General features: G+C 73.7%; 18 protein-coding genes. 10 read left to right on the top strand and 8 right to left on the bottom strand.

All coding sequences use genetic code 11. The features are described 5' to 3' along the window. Positions 1 to 63 precede the first annotated feature (63 nt). Positions 64 to 1,614, bottom strand: coding sequence for an alkaline phosphatase D family protein (locus tag BLT52_RS12000; RefSeq protein ID WP_090593894.1), 1,551 nt, complete (start codon positions 1,612 to 1,614; stop codon positions 64 to 66). Positions 1,615 to 1,937: 323 nt separating this feature from the next. On the opposite strand from BLT52_RS12000, the gene BLT52_RS11995 reads away from it, so the two are divergent. Together BLT52_RS11995 and xylB are read left to right on the top strand one after the other, a co-directional pair. Further along, positions 1,938 to 3,623, top strand: coding sequence for an ABC-F family ATP-binding cassette domain-containing protein (locus BLT52_RS11995; RefSeq protein ID WP_090593892.1), 1,686 nt, complete (start codon positions 1,938 to 1,940; stop codon positions 3,621 to 3,623). Positions 3,624 to 4,632: 1,009 nt separating this feature from the next. Continuing rightward, positions 4,633 to 6,072: a xylulokinase gene (xylB, locus tag BLT52_RS11990; RefSeq protein WP_090593890.1), complete on the top strand. Its 1,440-nt coding sequence runs from the start codon at positions 4,633 to 4,635 to the stop codon at positions 6,070 to 6,072. On the opposite strand, the gene BLT52_RS11985 is transcribed toward xylB, so the two are convergent. Then, a complete protein-coding gene (locus BLT52_RS11985) occupies positions 6,031 to 7,206 on the bottom strand; it encodes an ROK family transcriptional regulator (protein WP_231946287.1) in 1,176 nt (391 codons plus the stop codon). The genes xylB and BLT52_RS11985 overlap by 42 nt on opposite strands. A gap of 150 nt (positions 7,207 to 7,356) precedes the next feature. Here BLT52_RS11985 and BLT52_RS11980 point away from each other — a divergent pair, with 150 nt between their 5' ends. From BLT52_RS11980 to BLT52_RS11965, 4 genes are read left to right on the top strand one after another with little or no spacing between them, the layout of a single operon-like run. Next, the gene (locus tag BLT52_RS11980) at positions 7,357 to 8,109 is read left to right on the top strand and encodes a sugar phosphate isomerase/epimerase family protein (RefSeq protein WP_231946286.1); all 753 of its coding nucleotides are present in this window, start codon (positions 7,357 to 7,359) and stop codon (positions 8,107 to 8,109) included. Further along, complete coding sequence (locus BLT52_RS11975; protein ID WP_090593882.1) at positions 8,106 to 9,218, top strand: Gfo/Idh/MocA family protein; 1,113 nt, start codon at positions 8,106 to 8,108, stop codon at positions 9,216 to 9,218. Before BLT52_RS11980 ends, BLT52_RS11975 begins: the two co-directional genes overlap by 4 nt. Continuing rightward, on the top strand, positions 9,215 to 10,288 hold the full coding sequence (locus BLT52_RS11970) for a Gfo/Idh/MocA family protein (RefSeq protein ID WP_231946285.1): 1,074 nt from the start codon (positions 9,215 to 9,217) through the stop codon (positions 10,286 to 10,288). Before BLT52_RS11975 ends, BLT52_RS11970 begins: the two co-directional genes overlap by 4 nt. A gap of 43 nt (positions 10,289 to 10,331) precedes the next feature. Then, the gene (locus tag BLT52_RS11965; protein WP_172804032.1) at positions 10,332 to 11,345 is read left to right on the top strand and encodes a sugar phosphate isomerase/epimerase family protein; all 1,014 of its coding nucleotides are present in this window, start codon (positions 10,332 to 10,334) and stop codon (positions 11,343 to 11,345) included. 195 nt (positions 11,346 to 11,540) lie between these two features. On the opposite strand, the gene BLT52_RS11960 is transcribed toward BLT52_RS11965, so the two are convergent. Beyond that, positions 11,541 to 12,134, bottom strand: a complete 594-nt coding sequence (locus tag BLT52_RS11960) for a hypothetical protein (protein WP_197679019.1) — start codon at positions 12,132 to 12,134, stop codon at positions 11,541 to 11,543. 117 nt (positions 12,135 to 12,251) lie between these two features. On the opposite strand from BLT52_RS11960, the gene BLT52_RS11955 reads away from it, so the two are divergent. Further along, positions 12,252 to 12,848: a TetR/AcrR family transcriptional regulator gene (locus tag BLT52_RS11955; protein WP_090593879.1), complete on the top strand. Its 597-nt coding sequence runs from the start codon at positions 12,252 to 12,254 to the stop codon at positions 12,846 to 12,848. A 116-nt stretch (positions 12,849 to 12,964) separates the two neighbouring features. Here the strand turns inward: BLT52_RS11955 and BLT52_RS11950 are convergent, their stop codons facing one another. Both BLT52_RS11950 and BLT52_RS11945 read right to left on the bottom strand, forming a co-directional pair. Further along, complete coding sequence (locus BLT52_RS11950) at positions 12,965 to 13,699, bottom strand: polyamine aminopropyltransferase (RefSeq protein ID WP_090593876.1); 735 nt, start codon at positions 13,697 to 13,699, stop codon at positions 12,965 to 12,967. Between the two features lie 64 nt (positions 13,700 to 13,763). After that, the gene (locus BLT52_RS11945) at positions 13,764 to 14,318 is read right to left on the bottom strand and encodes a DUF4245 domain-containing protein (RefSeq protein WP_157677101.1); all 555 of its coding nucleotides are present in this window, start codon (positions 14,316 to 14,318) and stop codon (positions 13,764 to 13,766) included. A gap of 67 nt (positions 14,319 to 14,385) precedes the next feature. On the opposite strand from BLT52_RS11945, the gene BLT52_RS11940 reads away from it, so the two are divergent. Next, positions 14,386 to 15,747: a hypothetical protein gene (locus BLT52_RS11940; protein ID WP_157677100.1), complete on the top strand. Its 1,362-nt coding sequence runs from the start codon at positions 14,386 to 14,388 to the stop codon at positions 15,745 to 15,747. Positions 15,748 to 15,768: 21 nt separating this feature from the next. Here BLT52_RS11940 and BLT52_RS11935 read toward each other — a convergent pair whose 3' ends face one another. Genes BLT52_RS11935 through BLT52_RS11925 form a run of 3 tightly spaced genes read right to left on the bottom strand, consistent with a single transcriptional unit; the run spans position 15,769 to position 17,542 of the window. Beyond that, positions 15,769 to 16,383 carry a hypothetical protein gene (locus BLT52_RS11935; RefSeq protein ID WP_090593867.1) on the bottom strand — a complete coding sequence of 205 codons (615 nt, stop codon included), beginning with the start codon at positions 16,381 to 16,383 and terminating at the stop codon, positions 15,769 to 15,771. After that, a complete protein-coding gene (locus tag BLT52_RS11930; protein ID WP_157677099.1) occupies positions 16,380 to 16,964 on the bottom strand; it encodes a DUF4352 domain-containing protein in 585 nt (194 codons plus the stop codon). Before BLT52_RS11930 ends, BLT52_RS11935 begins: the two co-directional genes overlap by 4 nt. Beyond that, positions 16,964 to 17,542, bottom strand: coding sequence for a hypothetical protein (locus BLT52_RS11925; protein ID WP_157677098.1), 579 nt, complete (start codon positions 17,540 to 17,542; stop codon positions 16,964 to 16,966). Before BLT52_RS11925 ends, BLT52_RS11930 begins: the two co-directional genes overlap by 1 nt. An 81-nt stretch (positions 17,543 to 17,623) precedes the next feature. Between BLT52_RS11925 and BLT52_RS11920 the strand changes: the two genes are divergently transcribed. Both BLT52_RS11920 and BLT52_RS11915 read left to right on the top strand, forming a co-directional pair. Further along, positions 17,624 to 18,319 carry a spermidine synthase family protein gene (locus BLT52_RS11920; protein ID WP_090593858.1) on the top strand — a complete coding sequence of 232 codons (696 nt, stop codon included), beginning with the start codon at positions 17,624 to 17,626 and terminating at the stop codon, positions 18,317 to 18,319. Between the two features lie 70 nt (positions 18,320 to 18,389). Next, positions 18,390 to 19,799 carry a class II fumarate hydratase gene (locus BLT52_RS11915; RefSeq protein ID WP_090593855.1) on the top strand — a complete coding sequence of 470 codons (1,410 nt, stop codon included), beginning with the start codon at positions 18,390 to 18,392 and terminating at the stop codon, positions 19,797 to 19,799. Positions 19,800 to 19,804 lie beyond the last annotated feature (5 nt).

Below are 19,804 nucleotides of genomic sequence, written 5' to 3'. Positions count from 1 at the left end.
CCGCTCCCGTCGTCCCGGTCGACGAGGACGGGCGCGACCCGTGCCGCGTCGACCGGGCGCCGGTCAGTCCTGCGGGGTGAGCGTGGTCTCCCACAGCGTCTGCCCCGCCGTGTCCCGCAGCCCGACGGTCATCTCGGCCTCGGCGCTGATGGCTGCGTGCCCGAAGAACTGGTTCCCCCCGCGGGGTGACTGGTTCGGGTAGTCCGCCACCTTGCTGAAGACCACCTCGGGGCCGAAGGTCTGGTCCATCGCGTTGGCTCCGAAGGTGCCGGAGCTGATCGGCCCCGCCACGAACTCCCAGAACGGGTCGAAGTCGTCGAAGGCGGCGCGGGCGGGGTCGTAGCGGTGGGCCGCGCAGTAGTGAACGTCGGCGGTGATCCACACCACGTTGCGCACCCGGGCCCGCTTGAACGCCTGCAGCACCCGGGCGATCTCCAGCTCCTTGCCCAACGGCTGACCCGGATCGGCGTTGGACAGGCTCTCCTGCGCCTGGCCGTCAGGCACCACGATCCCCAGCGGCAGGTCGGCCGAGATCACCTTCCAGGTCGCCCGCGACGCCCGCACCGAGCGGATCAGCCAGTCGGTCTGCTCCTCGCCGAGGATGTGCCGCAGCCCCGGCTCCCGGCCGTCGGTGTTCGGGTCCTTGAAGGTGCGCATGTCGAGGCAGAACACGTCCAGCAGCGGGCCGCGGGAGATCTTGCGGTAGATGCGGGCCTCGGCGAACCCGTCGCGCCCGCGTCCCCTGACGTGGGACGGGGTCACCGGCTGGTACTCCTGCCAGGCCCGGCGCCCGCGGGCCGCCAGCACGTCGACCCGCTTCTCCTGGGTGTAGCGCTCGTCGGTGAGCACCTCGCCGGGATACCAGTTGTTCGTGGTCTCGTGGTCGTCCCACTGGGCGATCACCGGGGTGTCGGCGTAGAAGCGGCGGACGTTGTCGTCGGTCAGGTTGTAGCGGTGCCGACCACGGAACTCCGCCAGCGTCTCGGCCACCTTGCTGACCTCGGGCGTGACCACGTTCCGCCAGACCTGACCGTCGGGCTCGACCACGGTCTCGGCCAGCGGCCCGTCGGCGTAGATGGTGTCCCCGGCGTGGATGAAGAAGTCCGGACGGGTCTCGTGCATGGCCCGGTACCCGGTCATCCCGCCCAGCTCGGGGTTGATGCCCCAGCCCTGGCCCGCGGTGTCGCCGGTCCAGACGAAGCTGGTCGCGCGCGGACGGACCGAGCCGGTGGTGAAGCGGGCCACCGAGGACTCACCGCGCCGCCCGCGGCCGTCGACGAACCAGAGCTCGGCCTCGACCTCGGTCCCGGCGGGCAGACCCTGGACCGGCAGGTGGGCGGTGAAGTCGGTGTCGGAGGTGGCCAGCGGCCCGCGGAACGTCCGACCGCCGATCCGGGCCATCAGCCGCCCCTCACCGGAGGAGCGGGCCCACAGCACGGCGGCGCTGGTGGTGACGTCGCCGGTCTGGACGCCGGACGGGAGGGTCAGCCGCTCGAAGCGCTGCGCCGGGGAGGCCTGGGCCGGCAGCACCGACCCCCCTCCGGCCAGGACGGGCAGGGTCAGCGCGGTGGCACCGGCCCCGGAGATGAGGCCGCGGCGCGAGATGGAGGTCATGGGGCCCACCCTGGACCCGGTACCTGAATGCTGGCCGGCCGTGAGGTGGCGGCCCGGTGACGAACCGCGCGCCACGCGGGCACGAGGCGGCCCGGAAAACCCCGTGCGGACGGTGCGAGGGCGGCGTAGCGTGCCCGTCGTCCCATCCCCGACCACGAGGTGTCACCGGCCAGTGAGGCTCTGAGGTCCGAGACCTGCGCGCGACTGCGGTCGCGTGCGTCCGTGACCTCTCGAGCGGCCGACCCCGTCGTCGCCCTCCCGGTCCCCGCAGCGTCGCTGCGCAGCGTCTCCACGCGTCCCCGTCCCCGGATCCCTGGAGAACCATGCCTGCGCTCACCACCTCGAACCTCACCTTCGCCTGGCCCGACGGCACCCCCGTCCTCGACGGCCTGGACCTCACCGTCGGACCCGGTCGCCACGGGCTGGTCGGCCGCAACGGGGTCGGCAAGTCGACCCTGCTGCGGCTGCTCGTCGGCCGGCTGACCCCCCTCGCGGGATCTCTGCAGGCCCCTGGCGCCCGGCTGCTCGAGCAGGACCCCGCCGCCGACCCCTCCGCCCTGGTGGCCGACGTCCTGGGTATCACCGGCGTCCGCGACGCGCTCCGCCGGATCGAGGCCGGGTCGCTGGACCCGCGCGACTACGACACCGTCGGGGACGGCTGGGACGTGGAGGAGCGGGCCCGGGCCGAGCTGGGCCGCCTCGGTCTGGGCGAGGTCTCCCTCGACCGGGCGGTCGGCTCGCTGTCCGGCGGTGAGCTGGAGCTGCTCAGCCTCGGCGCCCTGCTGCTCACCGGGGCCGGCACCCTGCTGCTGGACGAACCCACCAACAACCTCGACGGCCGGGCGCGGGAGCGGCTGACCGACGTGGTGCGCGGCTGGCGCGGCACCCTCCTGGTGGTCAGCCACGACCGGGCTCTGCTCAACGAGATGGACGCCGTCATCGAGCTGCACCGCACCGGGCCCGCGGCCTCCAGGGGCGTCGGCCACTCCGTGGCGTCGGTGTACGGCGGGGGCTACGACGCCTACCGGGAGGCCGTCGAGGCCGAGCAGCAGGCGGCCCGCGAGGCCGTCACCGCGGCCTCCAGCGCGCTGCGGCAGGAGCGCCGTGACCTGGCGGACAGCCAGCAGACGCTCGCCTCCCGGCGTCAGGTGGGGAAGAAGGCCGAGCGGGAGAAGCGCGTGCCCGGCATGGTCGCCGGGGCTCGGAAGCGGGCCGCCCAGGTCAGCGCGGGGAAGTACACCGCGCTGCACGAGGACCGGGTGGAGCGGGCCAGGGACTCCCTGGAGCTGGCCGAGCAGCTGCTCCGCGAGGAGCGCGACATCGTGGTGGACCTCCCCGACGCCGCGCTGCCCCGACGCCGGCAGGTGCTGACCTGCGAGTCGCTACGCCCGGCCCGGGCCGCCTTCACCCTCGACCTCGACCTGCGCGGGCCGGAGCGGGTGGCCCTGGTCGGACGCAACGGCATCGGCAAGACGTCCCTGCTGCGCACCGTCGCCGGGCTGCAGGAGCCGGTCTCGGGGACGGTCCAGCGGCACGTGCCCTGGCGCTGGCTGCCGCAGGGCGCCGACCTGCTGGACGACTCGCTCACGGTGGCCGAGAACGTCGCCGCGCACGCACCGACGGCCACCCCGCTGGAGGTGCGCTCGCGGCTGGCCCGGTTCCTGTTCCGGGGCAGGGAGGCCGACCAGCCGGCCGGCACGCTGTCCGGCGGGGAGCGGCTGCGGGCGGTGCTGGCCTGTCTGCTGCTGGCCGAGCCCACCCCGCAGCTGCTGGCCCTGGACGAGCCGACCAACAACCTGGACCTGCCCAGCGTCACCCACCTGGTCTCGGCGCTGAACTCCTACGCCGGGGCGCTGCTGGTGGTCAGCCACGACCGGCCCTTCCTGGACGACCTCCGGCTGGACCGCGTGGTCGACCTGGACGAGCTCACCGACCACCCTGACGCCGACGACGCACCGCCCCCGGCCGACCCCGTCGACACCCCTCCTGCTGCCGAGGGGCGGAGCTGACCCGTCCACGCCCCCTCAGCACCCAGACACAGCGGACCGTCCCTCCCCACCCCCACGCCACCCCCACGCCCCCCGGCTCGCGGCAGCGAGTCGCCCCCAATGGTCGTCTGGGAGATGGACGAGGCGACACCTCGTGGCGAGTCGCCACCCGGCCCCCGGGGCGCCCTGAGTGCGGGGGGCAACCCGCCCCACCCGCAGCAGCCGCGGCGAGCCGCCCCAAGTGGTCGTCTGGGAGACGGACGAGACGACCACTCGGGGCGAGTCGCCACCCCGGCCCGCCGGGGGCCCTGAGGACGAGGCAACCGCGCCCCACCCGCAGCAGCCGGCGGCGATTCGCCCCAAGTGGTCGTCTGGAAGGCGGACGAGGCGACCACTCGGGGCGAGTCGCCAACCGGCGCGCCCTGAGGGCGCGGTGCAACCCGGCCCACCCGCAGCAGCCGGCGGCAAGTCGCCTCCCGTGGTCGTCGGGGAGACGGTCGAGGCGACCACTCGGGGCGAGTCGCCACCCAACCCGCCGGAGCGCCCTGCGGACGGGGGCAACTCGCCCCAGCCGCAACAGCTGGCGACGAGTCGCCCCGAGCGGTCGTCTGGAAGACGGACGAGGCGACACCTCGGGGCGACTCGCCACCAGGCCCACCGGGGCACCCTGAAGGCGGACGGGTGCAGCCCGCCCCACCCGCAGCAACCGGCGGCGAGTCGCCCCCAGTGGCCGTCGGAAAGACGGACGAGGCGACACCTCGGGGCGAGTCGCCACCCGGCCGACCGGGGCGCCCCGAGGGCGGGGAGTGCACCCCGCCCCACCCGCGGCAGCCGGCGAGTCGCTCTGAGTGGTCGTCCGGGAGACGGGCGAGGCGACACGTCAGGGCAAGTCGCCACCCGGCCACCCGGCCACCAGGGGCCGGGCAGCAGGGGACCTCGGGGCGGACGGGTGGGGGCCGGTGTCGGGGGCGTGCGTCATGATGTCCTCCGGACGTGGCCGACGCGTCCGAGGCACAGTGAGGAGCCGTCAGTGACCCTGGTCTGCGGGATCGACTCGTCCACCCAGAGCTGCAAGGTGCTCGTCGTCGACGCCGCCACCGGGGAGGTGGTCCGCAGTGGTCGGGCCAGCCACCCCGACGGCACCGAGGTCGACCCGCGTCACTGGTGGGACGCGCTGCAGGCGGCGGTCGCCGACGCCGGTGGCCTGGACGACGTGGCCGCGGTGTCCGTCGCCGGTCAGCAGCACGGCATGGTCGTGCTCGACGAGCAGGGGCAGGTGATCCGTCCCGCGCTGCTGTGGAACGACACCCGCTCCGCCCCGCAGGCCGAGCAGCTGGTGGCCGAGCTCGGCGCCGAGCAGTGGGCCCGGCGCACCGGCGTCGTCCCGGTCGCCTCCTTCACCGCCACCAAGCTGCGCTGGCTGGCCGAGAACGAGCCCGAGCACGCCGCCCGCGTCGCCGCCGTCGCCCTCCCCCACGACTGGCTCACCTGGCGGCTGCTGGGCCACGGCCACGAGGGCGGCCCCGCGGACCTGTCCGCGCTGGTCACCGACCGCTCCGACGCCTCCGGCACCGCCTACTGGAGCCCGCACACCGGCGACTGGGACACCGAGCTGCTCGAGCTCGCCCTCGGTCACCCGGCGCACCTCCCCCGGGTGCTCGGCCCCGGCGAGTCCGCCGGTTCCACCGTCGCGGAGGGGGCGGTGCCCGCCGGGCTGGTGGTCGGCCCCGGCGCCGGCGACAACGCCGCCGGCGCGCTCGGGCTGCAGGTCGTCCCGGGCGACGTCGTGGTCTCCATCGGCACCAGCACCACCGTCTTCGCCGTCACCGACGCCCCCGTCGCCGACGCCAGCGGCACCGTGGCCGGCTTCGCCGACGCCGCCGGCGCCTTCCTGCCCCTGGTCTGCACCCTCAACGGCGCCCGCGTCCTCGACTCCGTGGCCACGCTCCTCGGCGTCGACCACGACGGTCTCGGCGAGCTGGCGCTGCAGTCACCCCCCGGCTCGGACGGGCTGGTGCTGCAGCCCTACTTCGAGGGCGAGCGCACCCCCAACCTCCCCGACGCCACCGCCACCCTGTTCGGCATGACGCTGGCCTCCACCACCCGCTCCGGGCTGGCCCGGGCCGCCTTCGAGGGGCTCCTCTGCGGGCTGGCCGACGGGATCGAGGCGGTGCAGCAGGTCGGCGTCGGGGTGGAGCGGATCCTGGCCATCGGCGGGGCCGCCCGCTCCCACGCACTGCCGCGGGTCGCCGCGGGCGTCTTCGACAGCACCGTGGACCTCCCGGCCCCCGGTGAGTACGTGGCCCTCGGCGCCGCGGTGCAGGCGGCGTGGGCGCTGGCTGGGGAGCGTCCCCGCTGGGAGCGCTCGGTCACCGAGAGCCACGAGCCGCGGCACGTGCCGGAGATTCGGGCCCGCTACCGCGACCGGCTACCCGAGGCGGCGCGCGAGCAGCTGGGCCGGATCGGCTGAGAAGAGCTGCTGGGTGACCATGCTGGTCGCCCCGAGCACCCCGGCCACCTCGCCGGAGGAGGAGGGCACCACCCGCAGCTCGTGGGTGGCCAGCGGGATCGAGCGACCGTAGACCACCTCGCGGACCCCGGCCACCAGGTGCTCACCGGCCCGGGCGATGCTCCCGCCGAGCACGATCACCGACGGGTTGAGCAGGTTGACCACCCCGGCCAGCACCGCCCCGACCTCGCGGCCGGCCTGGCGGACGGCGTCCCTGGCCCGGACGTCACCGGCCCGGACCAGCGCCACCACGTCGGAGCTGGTGCTGACGTCGAGCCCGGAGGCCCGCAGCACGGCGGCGATGGCCGGGCCGCTGGCCACCTCCTCGAGGTCGCGGACGTCCTCGCTGGGCCGGGGGCTGTCGGGCAGCCACGGCACCCGCAGGTGGCCGAGGTCGCCGGCCGAGCCCGAGCCGCCGCGCTGGAGCGTCCCACCGGCGATGATCCCGGCCCCGATACCCGTGGACACCTTCACCACCAGCAGGTCGTCGACCCCGGACCAGGGTCCGGCGTGCTCGGCCAGGGCCAGCAGGTTCACGTCGTTGTCCACCAGCACCGGCGCGTCCAGGTGGCGGCGCACGTGCGCGGGGATGTCGAAGCGGTCCCAGCCGGGCATGATCGGCGGCGTGATCGGACGACCGGTCGCGTGCTCCACCGGGCCCGGGACCCCGATGCCCACGCCCACCACGTCCGACGGTCCCCGCCCCACCGAGGCGAGCAGGTCCGCCCCGGCGCCGAGCACCGTCTCCAGCACGGGCTCCGGGCCGTCGGCGATGTCGAGGTCGAGGGTGCGGGAGGCCAGTACGGCGGCGGACAGGTCGGTGAGGGCCACCGTGCCGTGGGTGGCGCCGAGGTCGATGGCCAGCACCAGCCCCGCGGCGGGGTTGAACTCCACCCGGGCCGGGGGACGGCCGCCCGAGGAGCGGGCCTCACCGGCGGCGACGACCAGGCCCACGCGCTGCAGGACGTCCAGCCGGGCGCCCACGGTCGAGCGGGAGAGGCCCGTCTCGACGACCAGCTCGGCCCGGGTCCGGGGGCGGCGGTCACGCAGCAGGGACAGCACGTCGTCGACCCCGCGTCCGCGCGATCCGGCCACCCCAGTCACCTTGTGAGTAAAGCACAGCGGGTCAGTCGCGAGAACGATCGACCTTTTGCTTGACATGCAACAAAAGACGGGGGAAGCATGGGACGTGCGCCGGGGCAGCCGCTCCTGCGCCCGCCCTCCCGCACCGCAGCCAGGAGCACCGTGAACCTCTCCGTCCAGCTCTACACCGTCCGGGAGGCCGCCGCCGCGGACCTGACCGGCACCCTCCAGCGTCTGGCCGACCTCGGCCTCACCCGCGTCGAGCCCTACAACATGCTCGGCTTCGGCGACGAGCTGAGCTCCGCGCTCCGGTCCAGCGGGCTGGTCGCACCGACCACGCACCAGGGGTTCATCGGCAGCAGCGACGACGAGCTGAACCGGGTGTTCTCGGTCGCGAGCTCGATGGGCATCGGCACCGTCATCGACCCCCACGTCCCCACCGACCGCTGGCAGCAGGCCGAGGACGTCCGCGCCACCGCCGAGGCCCTCAACGCCGCCGCCGTGGTGGCCGCCGAGCACGGCATCACCGTCGGCTACCACAACCACGCCCACGAGATCGCCTCCCGGATCGAGGGCACCTCCGCGCTGGAGCACTTCGCCGGCCTGCTCTCCGACGAGGTCGTCCTCGAGGTGGACGCCTACTGGGTGGCGGTGGGCGGCGACGACGCCGTGCCGCTGATCCAGCGCCTCGGCTCCCGCGTGGTGGCCGTGCACGTCAAGGACGGCCCCGGCACCTCCGACACCAAGGCGCAGGTGGCCGTGGGCAGCGGCACCCAGCCGATCGCCGAGCTGATCGCCGCCACCCCCGACGCCCTGCACGTGATCGAGCTCGACGACTGCGCCGGTGACCGGTTCGAGGCCGTCGCCGACAGCGTGGCCTTCCTCCAGCGCCTGGAGCAGGAGGGCACCCGATGAGCGGGAGCAAGGCCGAGCGTCCGATGGGCGTCGGCGTCATCGGCGCCGGCACCATCTCCACCCAGTACCTGACGAACCTCACCCAGTTCCCCGACCTCGACGTGCGCTTCGTGGCCGACCTGGACGCCGACCGCGCCCGGGCCCAGGCCGAGGCCTTCGGCGTCGCCGGGTCGGGCAGCACCGAGCAGCTGCTGGCCGACGAGGGCGTCGACATCGTGGTCAACCTGACCATCCCGGCCGCCCACGCCGAGGTGGCCGCCGCCGCCCTGGAGGCGGGCAAGCACGTCTGGAACGAGAAGCCGATCGCCCTCGACACCGCCAGCGCCAAGGCGCTGCTGGACGTCGCGGAGCGGACCGGTCGCCGGGTCGCCACCGCACCGGACACCTTCCTCGGTGCCGGTCTGCAGTCCTCGCTGCGGCTGGTCGCCGGCGGCGGCATCGGCACCCCGCTCTCGGCGCACACCATGATGCTGAGCCCCGGACCGGAGTCCTGGCACCCCAGCCCGGACTTCCTCTTCGCCGTCGGCGCCGGTCCGCTCTACGACATCGGCCCGTACTACCTGACCGCACTGGCCCAGTTCTTCGGGCCGGTGCACCGGGTCCAGGCCACCCTCGGGCAGTCCCGGCCGCAGCGCGTCATCGGCTCCGGCCCCCGCGCCGGGGAGAGCTTCCCCGTCGAGGTGCCCACCCACGTCGCCGCCCTCTACGAGTTCGCCGACGGCCACACCGCCAGCTCGACGTTCAGCTTCGACTCCGCGCTCAAGCGCACCCAGTTCGAGGTGGCCGGGCTGGAGGGCACCGTCGAGGTGCCCGACCCCAACACCTTCGAGGGGCAGCTGGTGATCCACCGCCCCGGGCTCGAGGAGCCCGAGACGGTGGCCAGCACCGGCTCCACGTTCACCCGCGGCACCGGGGTGGTCGAGCTGGCCCGTGCGGTCCGCGCCGGACGTCCCGAGCGCGCCTCAGGGGCCCTGGCCTACCACGTGCTCGACGTCATGCAGGCCACCATCGAGGCCGGCACCAGCGGTCGTGCGGTCGAGGTGGCCAGCCGCTTCGAGGTGGTCGAGCCCCTCACCGAGGACTGGGACCCGTCGGAGGCCACGCTGTGACGACCCTCGGCGTGGCGGTGGTGGGTGGCGGGTTCATGGCCCGGGTTCACTCCACCGCCGCCCGCGCCGCGGGCGCGCGGCTGGTCTCGGTCGCCTCCTCCAGCCCCGAGCGGGGCGAGCAGGCGGCCCGCGAGCTGGGGTTCGAGCGCTCGGCGGCCTCGGTGGCCGAGCTGCTGGAGGACGCCGACGTCGACGTCGTCCACGTCTGCACCCCCAACGCGCTGCACGCTGAGCAGGCGGCCGCCGTGCTGGCCTCGGGCCGGCACGTGGTCTGCGAGAAGCCGCTGGCCACCGACGTCGACGACGCCCGCCGGCTGGTCGAGCAGGCCGAGGGCTCCGGCCTGGTGGCCACGGTCCCCTTCGTCTACCGCTTCTACCCGCTGGTCCGCGAGGCCCGGGCCCGGTTCCGCGCCGGCGACATGGGCGCGGTGACCACCATCACCGGCAGCTACCTGCAGGACTGGCTGCTCGGGGCCGAGGACCAGAACTGGCGCGTCGACGCCGCCGCGGGCGGGGCCTCCCGCGCCTTCGCCGACATCGGCTCGCACCTGGTCGACCTGCTGGAGTTCATCACGGGGGACCGCATCACCGCCCTGGCCGCCTCCACCAGCACCCTGCACCGGAACCGGGGGTCCGAGCCGGTCCGCACCGAGGACGCGGCGGCCCTCACCCTGCGCACCGAGGGCGGGGCGGTCGGCTCGCTGCTGGTCTCCCAGGTGGCGCCCGGGCGCAAGAACCGGCTGGCCCTGGAGGTCGCGGGCACCGAGGCCACCCTCGGGCTGGACACCGAGCAGCCGGAGACGGTCTGGCTCGGACGCCGCGCCGGCAGCCAGCTGCTCCCCCGCGACGCCGACCAGCTCTCCCCCGACGCCGCCCGGCTCTGCACCGTCCCGGCCGGGCACGCGATGGGCTACCAGGACGCCTTCAACGCCTTCGTCGCCGACACCTACGCCGCCACCACCGGCGCCGACCCGGAGGGCCTGCCGCGCTTCGCCGACGGCCTGCGCGCCGGCGTCGTCACCCGGGCCGTGCTCGACTCCGCCGCCACCGGCGCCTGGACCACCCTGTGACCGACCGCCCTGTGACCGACCACCCGACACGAGAGAAGGCACGATGACCGAGTCCACCCACCCCGTGACCCTGTTCACCGGACAGTGGGCCGACATGCCCTTCGAGGAGCTGGCCGCCAAGGCCGCCGCGTGGGGCTACGACGGCCTGGAGATCGCCTCCTCCGGCGACCACCTCGACCTCAAGCGGGCCGATGAGGACGACGCCTACGTCCAGAGCCGGCTCGACATCCTGGACAAGCACGGCCTCAAGGCCTGGGCGATCAGCCACCACCTCGGTGGTCAGGCCGTCTGCGACGACCCGATCGACTTCCGCCACAAGGCGATCCTGCGCGACTACGTCTGGGGCGACGGTGACGCCGAGGGTGTGCGTCAGCGGGCCGCGGAGGACATGAAGCGCGCCGCCCGGGTCGCCCGCAAGCTGGGCATCGACACCGTCGTGGGGTTCACCGGCTCCAAGATCTGGCCCTACGTGGCGATGTTCCCGCCGGTGCCCGCCTCGGTGATCGACGAGGGGTACCAGGACTTCGCCGACCGCTGGAACCCGATCCTGGACGTCTTCGACTCCGAGGGCGTCAGGTTCGCCCACGAGGTGCACCCGTCGGAGATCGCCTACGACTACTGGACCTCGGTCCGCAGCCTGGAGGCGATCGACCACCGTGATGCGTTCGGCTTCAACTGGGACCCCTCGCACATGATGTGGCAGAACATCGACCCGGTGGGCTTCATCGTGGAGTTCGCCGAGCGGATCTACCACGTGGACTGCAAGGACACCCGGCTCCGCCCGCAGACCGGTCGCGCCGGCGTCCTCGGCTCGCACCTGCCCTGGGGCGACCCCCGTCGCGGCTGGGACTTCGTCTCCACCACCCACGGCGACGTGCCGTGGGAGGACGCGTTCCGCGCGTTGAAGTCCATCGGCTACTCCGGCCCGATCTCGATCGAGTGGGAGGACGCCGGGATGGACCGCGAGCACGGTGCGGCCGAGGCGGTCGAGGCGATCCGCAAGCTCCTCTGGAAGCTCCCGACCGCATCGTTCGACGCCGCGTTCAGCAACCAGTGACGGTCTCCGTCTGACGCCGGGGTCCCGAGGGCCATCCCGTCCTCGTGGGCTCTGCCGACCGACGGCATCGCCCCACCTCGACGCCCCGACCCCCAGCTCGGTCCCCGTGACCGGGCTGGGGGTCTTGCGTTCCGGGCCCACCGGCCACCCGGCCCGGGTGGCCGGTCACTGCTCGTGCGAGGGCTCCGGCCGAGGTCACCGGCCCAGGAGGGCGACGGCGATGAGCCCCAGACCCAGCAGGAGGTCGAAGCCCAGGCACGCCTCGGCCAGCGAGCGCGACACCACCACGTCCCGCCGGTGGTGGACGACGTCCCAGCCGGCGTGACTGGCCAGGACGAGCCCCGCCAGCACCAGCCCGGCCCACGGGTCCCAGGCCAGGGCGAGAACGGCCAGCCCGGCTACCACCGCGAACGCAGCGGCCTGAGCCAGCAGGAGAGATCGAGCGACCGGGGACCGGAGCACCCCGAGGACCAGCAGCACGAGCCCCGTCGCGCCGAGTCCGACCCACCACGGCAGACCGACCAGCTCGCTGCCCACCACCACCAGGGACGCCACCGGGATGGCGACCCAGCCGAGCCAGCGCCGCCCCAGGGCTGCTGCCGCCAGGTAGCACCACGCGGCGGCACTCGCCCCGATCGCCACCGTCTCCCGACCTGCGGCGCCGGTGGCCAGGAGCAGGGCGGCCACTCCCAGCCCCAGCACGGTCGGCCAGCGGTGCCACCACCGGTGGCCCGGGTGACCTGCTCCGTCGGCCTGACCGATGCCGGTTGCTGCCTGCTGAGCTGCCATGCGTGCCTCCCTGTCCGGCGCCGGGATCCCGGCGGACGTGGTCACCATCATCAGTGAACGTACGTTCATGAACGCTAGTTCAAGGTACTCTCGGGGTCAACCGCCGAAAGGGTCCTGATGACGCCGCCCCGCCCACCGACCGACGTCGACGCACTGCGCGACACCCTCCTCGAGCACGCCCGGGCCGTCGTCGCCCGAGACGGTGTGGACGGCCTGACCATGAGGGCGCTCGCCCGGGAGGCGGGCACCGCGGTCGGGTTGTCCTACAAGGCGTTCTCCTCGCGGGAGGAGCTGCTGCGCGAGCTCACCTGGCGCTCGGTGAGGGAGCTCGCCTCACAGGTCGAGACCTGGGCGGCCCGGCCGGGCGGCCGGCTGGTCGACCGGCTGATGGAGTTCTCCGACCTGCAGGTCGCTTCCGACGCCCCTGCCCTGGTGTCCCACCTGACCAGGGAACGGGGTGGCGCCGGCCTCCTCCAGCAGGCGGTAGAGGCTGGGGTGACACGGTCCTGGGCCAGCGTGATGACGGAGTTCCTGGCGGGCAGGCAGCGCGAGGGGCTGCTCCGCGAGGACGTCGACGTCGAGGCCTTCGCCTTCATCCTCACTGCGGCCCTGCACTACGTCCTCGTCACCGACGAGCCGTTCAGCGCCCCGGACCGGGCCACGCTCGCCCGGCACGTCGCGGGAGTCGCCGCGCAGATCGACGTCAACCGCTGAGGGGCGACGAGGGCTCCGGCTGATGCTCGCCGGGGCGCGGAACTTGATCCGACAGGTCCATCACGAGCGTCGCGGGTCCTGCGTCTCGGACTGGCTCCTCGCTCCGGGACCCCGGATCACCCGGTGACGCCCACGTCGGGAGCGGCGGTCGCCAGGTAGACGGTGTTGCTGGCCGTCCGCTGCTGCAACGGGTTGGGGAAGGACACCACCTCGGCGGCGACGTCGACGAAGACCTCGGACAGGACCTCCAGGTGGTCCGGGTCCGGCGGGTCGTTGGACCACAGGGCGTAGACGCCCCCGGGCCGCAGGTGCCCGGCCAGCCGCCGGGTCCCGGCCACCTCGTAGTAGCCCGCACGGTCACCGGCGAGCAGGTGGCGGGGCGAGTGGTCGATGTCGACCAGCACCGCGTCGAACCGGCGCCCGGGGACGGTCGGGTCGAAGCCGTCGCCGGCGGCCATCGCGAAGAAGTCCCCCTGCACCAGCCGGCAGCGCGGGTCGGTGGTGAGCGTCTCCCCCAGCGGCACCAGCCCCCGCCGGTGCCACTCGATCACGGGGGCGAGCGCGTCCACCACCACCAGCTCGGCCACCCGGTCGTCCTCGAGCACGGCCCGGGCGGTGTAGCCCAGCCCCAGTCCGCCGACCGCGACGCTCAGCCCCGAGCCGGGCAGCCGGTCCAGCGCCAGCCGGGCCAGGGCGATCTCCGCGGCGGTGAACAGGCTCGACATCAGGTACTCCTCCCCGAGCTTCACCTCGAAGACGTCCACCTCGAGCCGGGGGTCGTGGCGACGACGCAGGCTGACCTCCCCGGCGGGGGTCGGCTGCCAGTCCAGCTCCTCGAAGGCCCTGCTCATCGCGATCACCGTTCCGGTCGGGGACGACCGATCCTAGGGCGCGCACCGCCGGGCGCGGTCGGCGTCAGCCGGCGGAGAGGGTGGTGGCGAAGGCCACCAGCTCGTCGTAGCCGACGTCGCCGGTGACGATGGTGGTGACGCCCTCGTCGGCGTCGACCAGGGAGCGGGTGCGGCCGTCGGGGCTGACCAGCTGCTGCCAGGGCTCCCCGGACACGGTGCTGGTGGCCTCGGGCAGGCCCTCGCGGGAGACGTCGGCGACGAACTGGTCGCTGGGGCCGTCGCTCTGCTCCACCGCGACGAAGGTCTCGGTCGGGTCGAGGTAGCCCACCATCCAGCGGTTGGCCGGGGACGGCTCGTCGTTCAGCGCCGGCTGCCCCGTCGCCACCCAGCTGACCCGGGTGGGCACCCAGCCCTGGGGCAGCTGCTGGGGCACCAGCACCGGGTACGGGGACTGCTCGCGGGCCTGGGCGAGCACCGGCTCGACCGCGACCGGCTCCACCGGGTAGTCGTCCAGCCGCACGGTGAGGATGGCGCCCAGCAGGAGGATGGGCAGCAGGATCACCGCGAGCGAGCGGAACATGTCCGCCGCGTTGGAGCGGTTGCGATTGCCTCGTGCCACGACGGCCATCCTCCCCCATCGCGCCAACCACGGCCAAAGTTGATCTCCGTCCCCTTAGCCTGTGCGCGTGAGGACCCTGGAGGAGCTGCTGCTGCTGGCCAGCGAGAGCATCTCCCTCTGGCTGCGCGGGTTCACCCGGCTGGGGTTCTTCTACTGCCTCGGGTGGACCGTGCACATCCTCTGCGTCTTCGCCTCGGTGCTGCTGGGACCGGTGTCCCAGGTGGTCGCCACCCTGGTCTTCGTGGTCGGGGTGCTGGCCCTGGTGACCTCGCTGGTGCTGATGATCCACGCCCTGGAACCGCGGCTGCGGGCCCCGGCCACCGTCAGCACCGACGAGCCGCAGGACCTGGAGACCGCGTCGGTGACCGTGCCCCGGCTGGTGTTCCAGGCCCAGCGCAGGCTCCCGGTGGTCGCCGCAGTGATCGGCCCGTTCCTGGCGGTCTACGCCGTCTGGGGCCTGATCGACGAGCAGGTCAACCTGCTGTTCAGCTACAACAACGTGCTGCGGGGGGCGGACCAGATCGACTACTGGTCGGTCAGCCTGACCCGGGTGACGTTCTACCTCGTCCTGGCCGCCGTCACCTTCGTGCTGAAGCGTCTGGTGGACGCCGTCCAGCGGCGGGTGCAGCGCAGCGGGGTGGCGGTTCTGGCGCTGCTGCTGGAGGGGCTGTGGGTCTTCGCCTCGTTCCTGGCGCTGGCCGCGGCCGCCTCCGACCTCCGCGGCTGGATCGGGACCCGTCGGGTCGTCGTCGGCGTGCAGAGCCGGTGGAACGCCCTGCTGGACGCCCTGCCGGACTGGCGGCTGCCGTTCGAACTGACGCTGCCCGAGGCCCTGGCCGGGATGGTCGACCTGGTCTGGCGGACGGTGCTGCCGGGGCTGTCGACCACCATCCTGCTGCCGCTGGTGTGGCTGGCGCTGACCGCCACCGTCTTCGGCTGGCGCGACGTCACCGGCCGGCAGGTGGTCACCGGCGAGCGGACCCAGCAGGTGATCAGCTCGGTCCGGCAGCGGACGGCCGACCTGGGTCCGCTGACCGCCCTCACCACCTGGGTGACCGCCGACCTGCAGGGCAAGTACCTCCCGGTGGTGCACGCCCTCCGTCTGGTCTGGCGGTCCGGGCCGAGCGTGATGGCGGCCTACCTGATCTGGACGGCGCTGCTCACCGCGGCGGCGCAGTGGGTGCTGGTCCTCGCCCGCACCGTGGCCGGCGACCTGACCAACCCGGAGCTGTCGGTCTACCTGCTGTTCGAGGAGCTGCTGCACGGCCTGGTGTTCACCACCCTGCTGATGGCCAGCTACGCGGCGGCCTTCGACCGGGCCCTGCTCGGGGTGATGGGTGAGGACCAACGGAGCCGACGCCTGCGGCTGGCCCGTCGGCGGCGGGCCACCGACACCGAGGCGGCCGACGCGGCCCTCGACGTCCGCTGAGCCTGCCCGCGGGCCGGGCGCTCAGTCCTGCTCGAAGACGAACGCCGCCTCCTCACCCTGGTACCACCGCAGGGCGGCACCGCGGTCCAGGAAGGAGTCGATCCGGAACTCCGCCACCACCTGGTCGGCCAGGTGGGCCGGTACCTCGACGGAGAAGGTCAGCTCGGCGGTCTCCCCCAGGCTGATCTCTGCCGGCACCACCTCGCCGTCGTCGTCGGTGCTCTCCGGGTCCATCACGCAGCCGTGGTCCTCGCTGCCGTAGGCGTCGTAGACGGCGCTGTTGTCGGCCCGCCACTCGCTCTCCCCGTCCCGGGTGCGGAACACGACGCTGCACCCGCTCTCGAACAGGGCCGCCTCGTCGGTGAAGGTGACGTCGACGGCGGCGACGACGATGCTCGCCCCCGGGGTCGGGACCACCGGCTCGTCGAACTCCGGGCCCTCGAGCACGGGGTGCACGGTCACGCCCTGACCGACCACCGTCCAGTGCTCCAGGGCCACGGCGGACCCGGTCGGCAGGGGGTCCGGAGGACGGTCGCTGGTGACCAGCCAGGTCAGCAGCGCGACGCCGCCGGCGGTGCCGGTCGCGGCCACCAGCGCGACCGCGAACCGGGTGGTCCAGCCCGACCGGACCCTCACGTGACCACCACCGACGGCGCCGGCGGGTCGAGCACCCCGGCCGCGTCGGCCTCGGCCACGGCGGCGTCCCGGTCGGTGATCCGGAGGTCGATGCTGACCCCGGAGTCGTGGTTGATCGGCAGCCGGGTGGACGGGGTGAGCCGCAGCCGAGCCCCCTCGAGCCGGTCGGCCGGCACCAGGAAGACCGGGGTGCCGGTGCTGGTGTACCCGGGCGCGGCCTGGTCGAGGTTCGCCTCGTTCTCCGGGCGGGGTTCGTAGTAGCGGCCGTCGCGGGTGTGCAGGGAGATGCTGAGCAGGTTCGACAGCTGCTCGCGGACGTCCACCTCGACCGCGACCGCCACCAGCACGTGCTCGGTGCGCACAGTCTCCTCGTCGTAGTCGCTGGTCGACAGCTCGCGGCCGAACTGGACGTCGGAGACCCGCACGGTCAGCCGGGAGGTGGACGTCGGGGTGCCGAGCTCGCCCTCGACCCAGGAGATCCGGTGGTCGACCTCGGGGTCGGGCGTCCACCAGTTGAGCAGCACGACCACCAGCAGACCGACCAGCAGCGGCATCCACCGCCACCCCGCCACTCGGCGCATCACTCCTCCACCGGTCGACGGAGGTCCGGCGTGGGCAGCTCGAGGCGCCAGCGGGCCGGCCCGTTCGACAGCTCACCAGGGGTCCGGAGGAACCCGCGCGCAGGAACCCGGTCGTGCACGACGACGACCACCGACGACGGCGCGGGCGCGTCGAGGGCGAGGCCGGGCAGCTCGGTGTCGATGGCGCTGGGGAAGGTGACGTCGGGGTCCCAGGAACCGCTCCACGGCGCGGTCTGCTCGGCGTAGCCGTCGGGCAGCGGGGTGCCGTCGGGGAGCTGCACCTGCACCAGGCCGCCAGGGAAGAACGACTCGGACTCCTCGTCGGTGCTGGTCAGGTCGAGGAACAGCCGGACCTCGCTCTTCTCGTCGGGGTAGTCGTCGTCGGCGCCGTCGTGGTTCACGACCTCGGCGCGGTGCACGGTGATGGTCCAGCCCGGGACCTTCATCGCCACGCCCGGCTGCTGGTCCCGCGCCGCCTGGGCGGTCGAGGGCGCCCAGCCACCCAGCACGGCGACCAGGGCGACCACGACCGCCAGCGCACCCACCGCCATCAGCCACGCCCTGGTTCCACGACCCATCGTCAGCACGGCGACAGCGTAGGAGCAGCGCGGGTCGGGCGGGGGGACCAGCCGGGTCGTGCTGGTCACTAGGATCCGCCCGTGCTCCCTCTCTCCCCCGCCGACCCGCCGGTGGTGCTCCGACGCGCCGAGAGCCCTCGCGGGGAGCTGGTGCTGCGGGCACGGACGTCCTCGGACGGGGCGGTGGTGCACGAGCTGATCGTCAACGGCGCCTTCGCGATGGACAGCCAGGAGGTGGCCTCGGAGCTCCGGCTGGCCCAGCTGGTGGTCGAGCAGGGCCGGCTCGGCCGGGTCGCGGTCGGCGGGCTCGGGCTGGGCTTCACCGCCGCCGCCCTGCTCGACGCCGACGTCCGGCACCTTGACGTGGTCGAGCTGGAGGCCGACCTCGTCTTCTGGGCCCGTGAGGGCGTCACCGAGCAGCTGCGTCGGGTCGCCGCCGACCCGCGCTGCACCCTGCACACGGCCGACGTGGTGCCCTGGCTGGACACCGCCCCCGAGGGCGCCTTCGACGCCGTGCTGCTCGACGTCGACAACGGCCCCGACTTCCTCATCCACGACAGCAACCAGCGGCTGTACCGGTCCGGCGTACTGGCCCGGGCCCTGTCCCTGGTCCGACCCGAGGGCGTGCTCGCCGTCTGGTGCCAGCACCGGACGCCGTCGCTGGAGCGCACCCTCACCGACCTCGGTCCGACCACCGAGGAGCTGGTGCGCGTCCAGCGCGGTCGGCACCAGATCGACTACGCGATCTACCTGACGCGGCACCCGCGCGGGGCCTGATCCGGTGCCGGTCCGCCCGCGGCCCGACGGGCCGGGCTGGGGACGTCAGGGCCCCGCTATCGTGCAGCCCATGGAGCAGAGCGCGGAGCAGGAGCACCGGATCGAGCACGACACCATGGGTGAGGTGAGGGTCCCGGCGCAGGCGCTGTACCGGGCCCAGACCCAGCGCGCGGTGGAGAACTTCCCCATCTCCGGGACGCCGATCGAGCCGGCCCTGATCCGGGCCCTGGCCACCATCAAGGGTGCGGCCGCCGCCACCAACGCCTCCCTCGGGGTGCTCGACGCCGAGGTCGCCGAGGCGATCCAGCAGGCCGCCGCGGAGGTCGCCTCGGGCGCCCACGACGGCGAGTTTCCGATCGACGTCTTCCAGACCGGGTCCGGCACCTCCTCGAACATGAACACCAACGAGGTGATCTCCACCCTGGCCACCCGGTCGCTGGGGCGCAGCGTCCACCCCAACGACCACGTCAACGCCTCCCAGTCCAGCAACGACGTCTTCCCCAGTGCGATCCACATCGCCGCCACCCGCTCCCTCAGCGAGGACCTCGTCCCCGCCCTGGCCCACCTGGCCGAGGCGCTGGAGGCCAAGTCGGTCGAGTTCGCCGAGGTGGTCAAGAGCGGGCGCACCCACCTGATGGACGCCACCCCGGTCACCCTCGGCCAGGAGTTCGGCGGCTACGCCCGCCAGGTCCGCCTCGGCATCGAGCGGGTCCGGTCAGCGCTCCCCCGGGTGGCCGAGCTCCCCCTCGGCGGGACGGCCGTCGGGACCGGGATCAACACCCCGGCCGGCTTCGCCGCGGACGTGATCGAGCGGATCGCCACCGAGTCCGAGCTGCCGCTGACCGAGGCCGTCGACCACTTCGAGGCCCAGGGGGCGCGCGACGCCCTGGTCGAGGCCTCCGGCGTGCTCCGCACCATCGCGGTCAGCCTCACCAAGGTGGCCAACGACCTGCGCTGGATGGGCTCCGGCCCCACCGCCGGGCTCGGCGAGATCGCCCTGCCCGACCTGCAGCCGGGCTCCTCGATCATGCCGGGCAAGGTGAACCCGGTGATGTGCGAGGCCACCCTGATGGTCTGCGCCCAGGTGATGGGCAACGACGCCACCGTCGGCATCGCCGGCGCGGCCGGCAACTTCGAGCTCAACGTGATGCTGCCGGTGATCGCCCGCAACCTGCTGGAGTCGATCCGGCTGCTGTCCTCGGTCAGCGTGCTGCTGGCCGACCGCTGCGTGGTCGGCATCACCGCCAACACCGAGCACTGCCGCCAGCTGGCCGAGTCCTCACCCTCGATCGTCACCCCGCTGAACAAGTACATCGGCTACGAGAACGCGGCCACGGTGGCCAAGACCGCGCTCAAGGAGGGCAAGACGATCCGCCAGGTGGTGGTCGAGTCCGGGTTCGTCGAGCAGGGCCGGCTCACCGAGGAGCAGCTGGACACCGCGCTGGACGTGCTGTCGATGACCCGACCCCCGCAGGCCTGACCAAC

The sequence above is a fragment of the Auraticoccus monumenti genome, assembly GCF_900101785.1.
GTDB classification, from domain to species: Bacteria; Actinomycetota; Actinomycetes; order Propionibacteriales; family Propionibacteriaceae; genus Auraticoccus; species Auraticoccus monumenti.
Note: the sequence above shows the minus strand (reverse complement) of the source record. Positions and strands in the feature narration are given on the sequence as shown.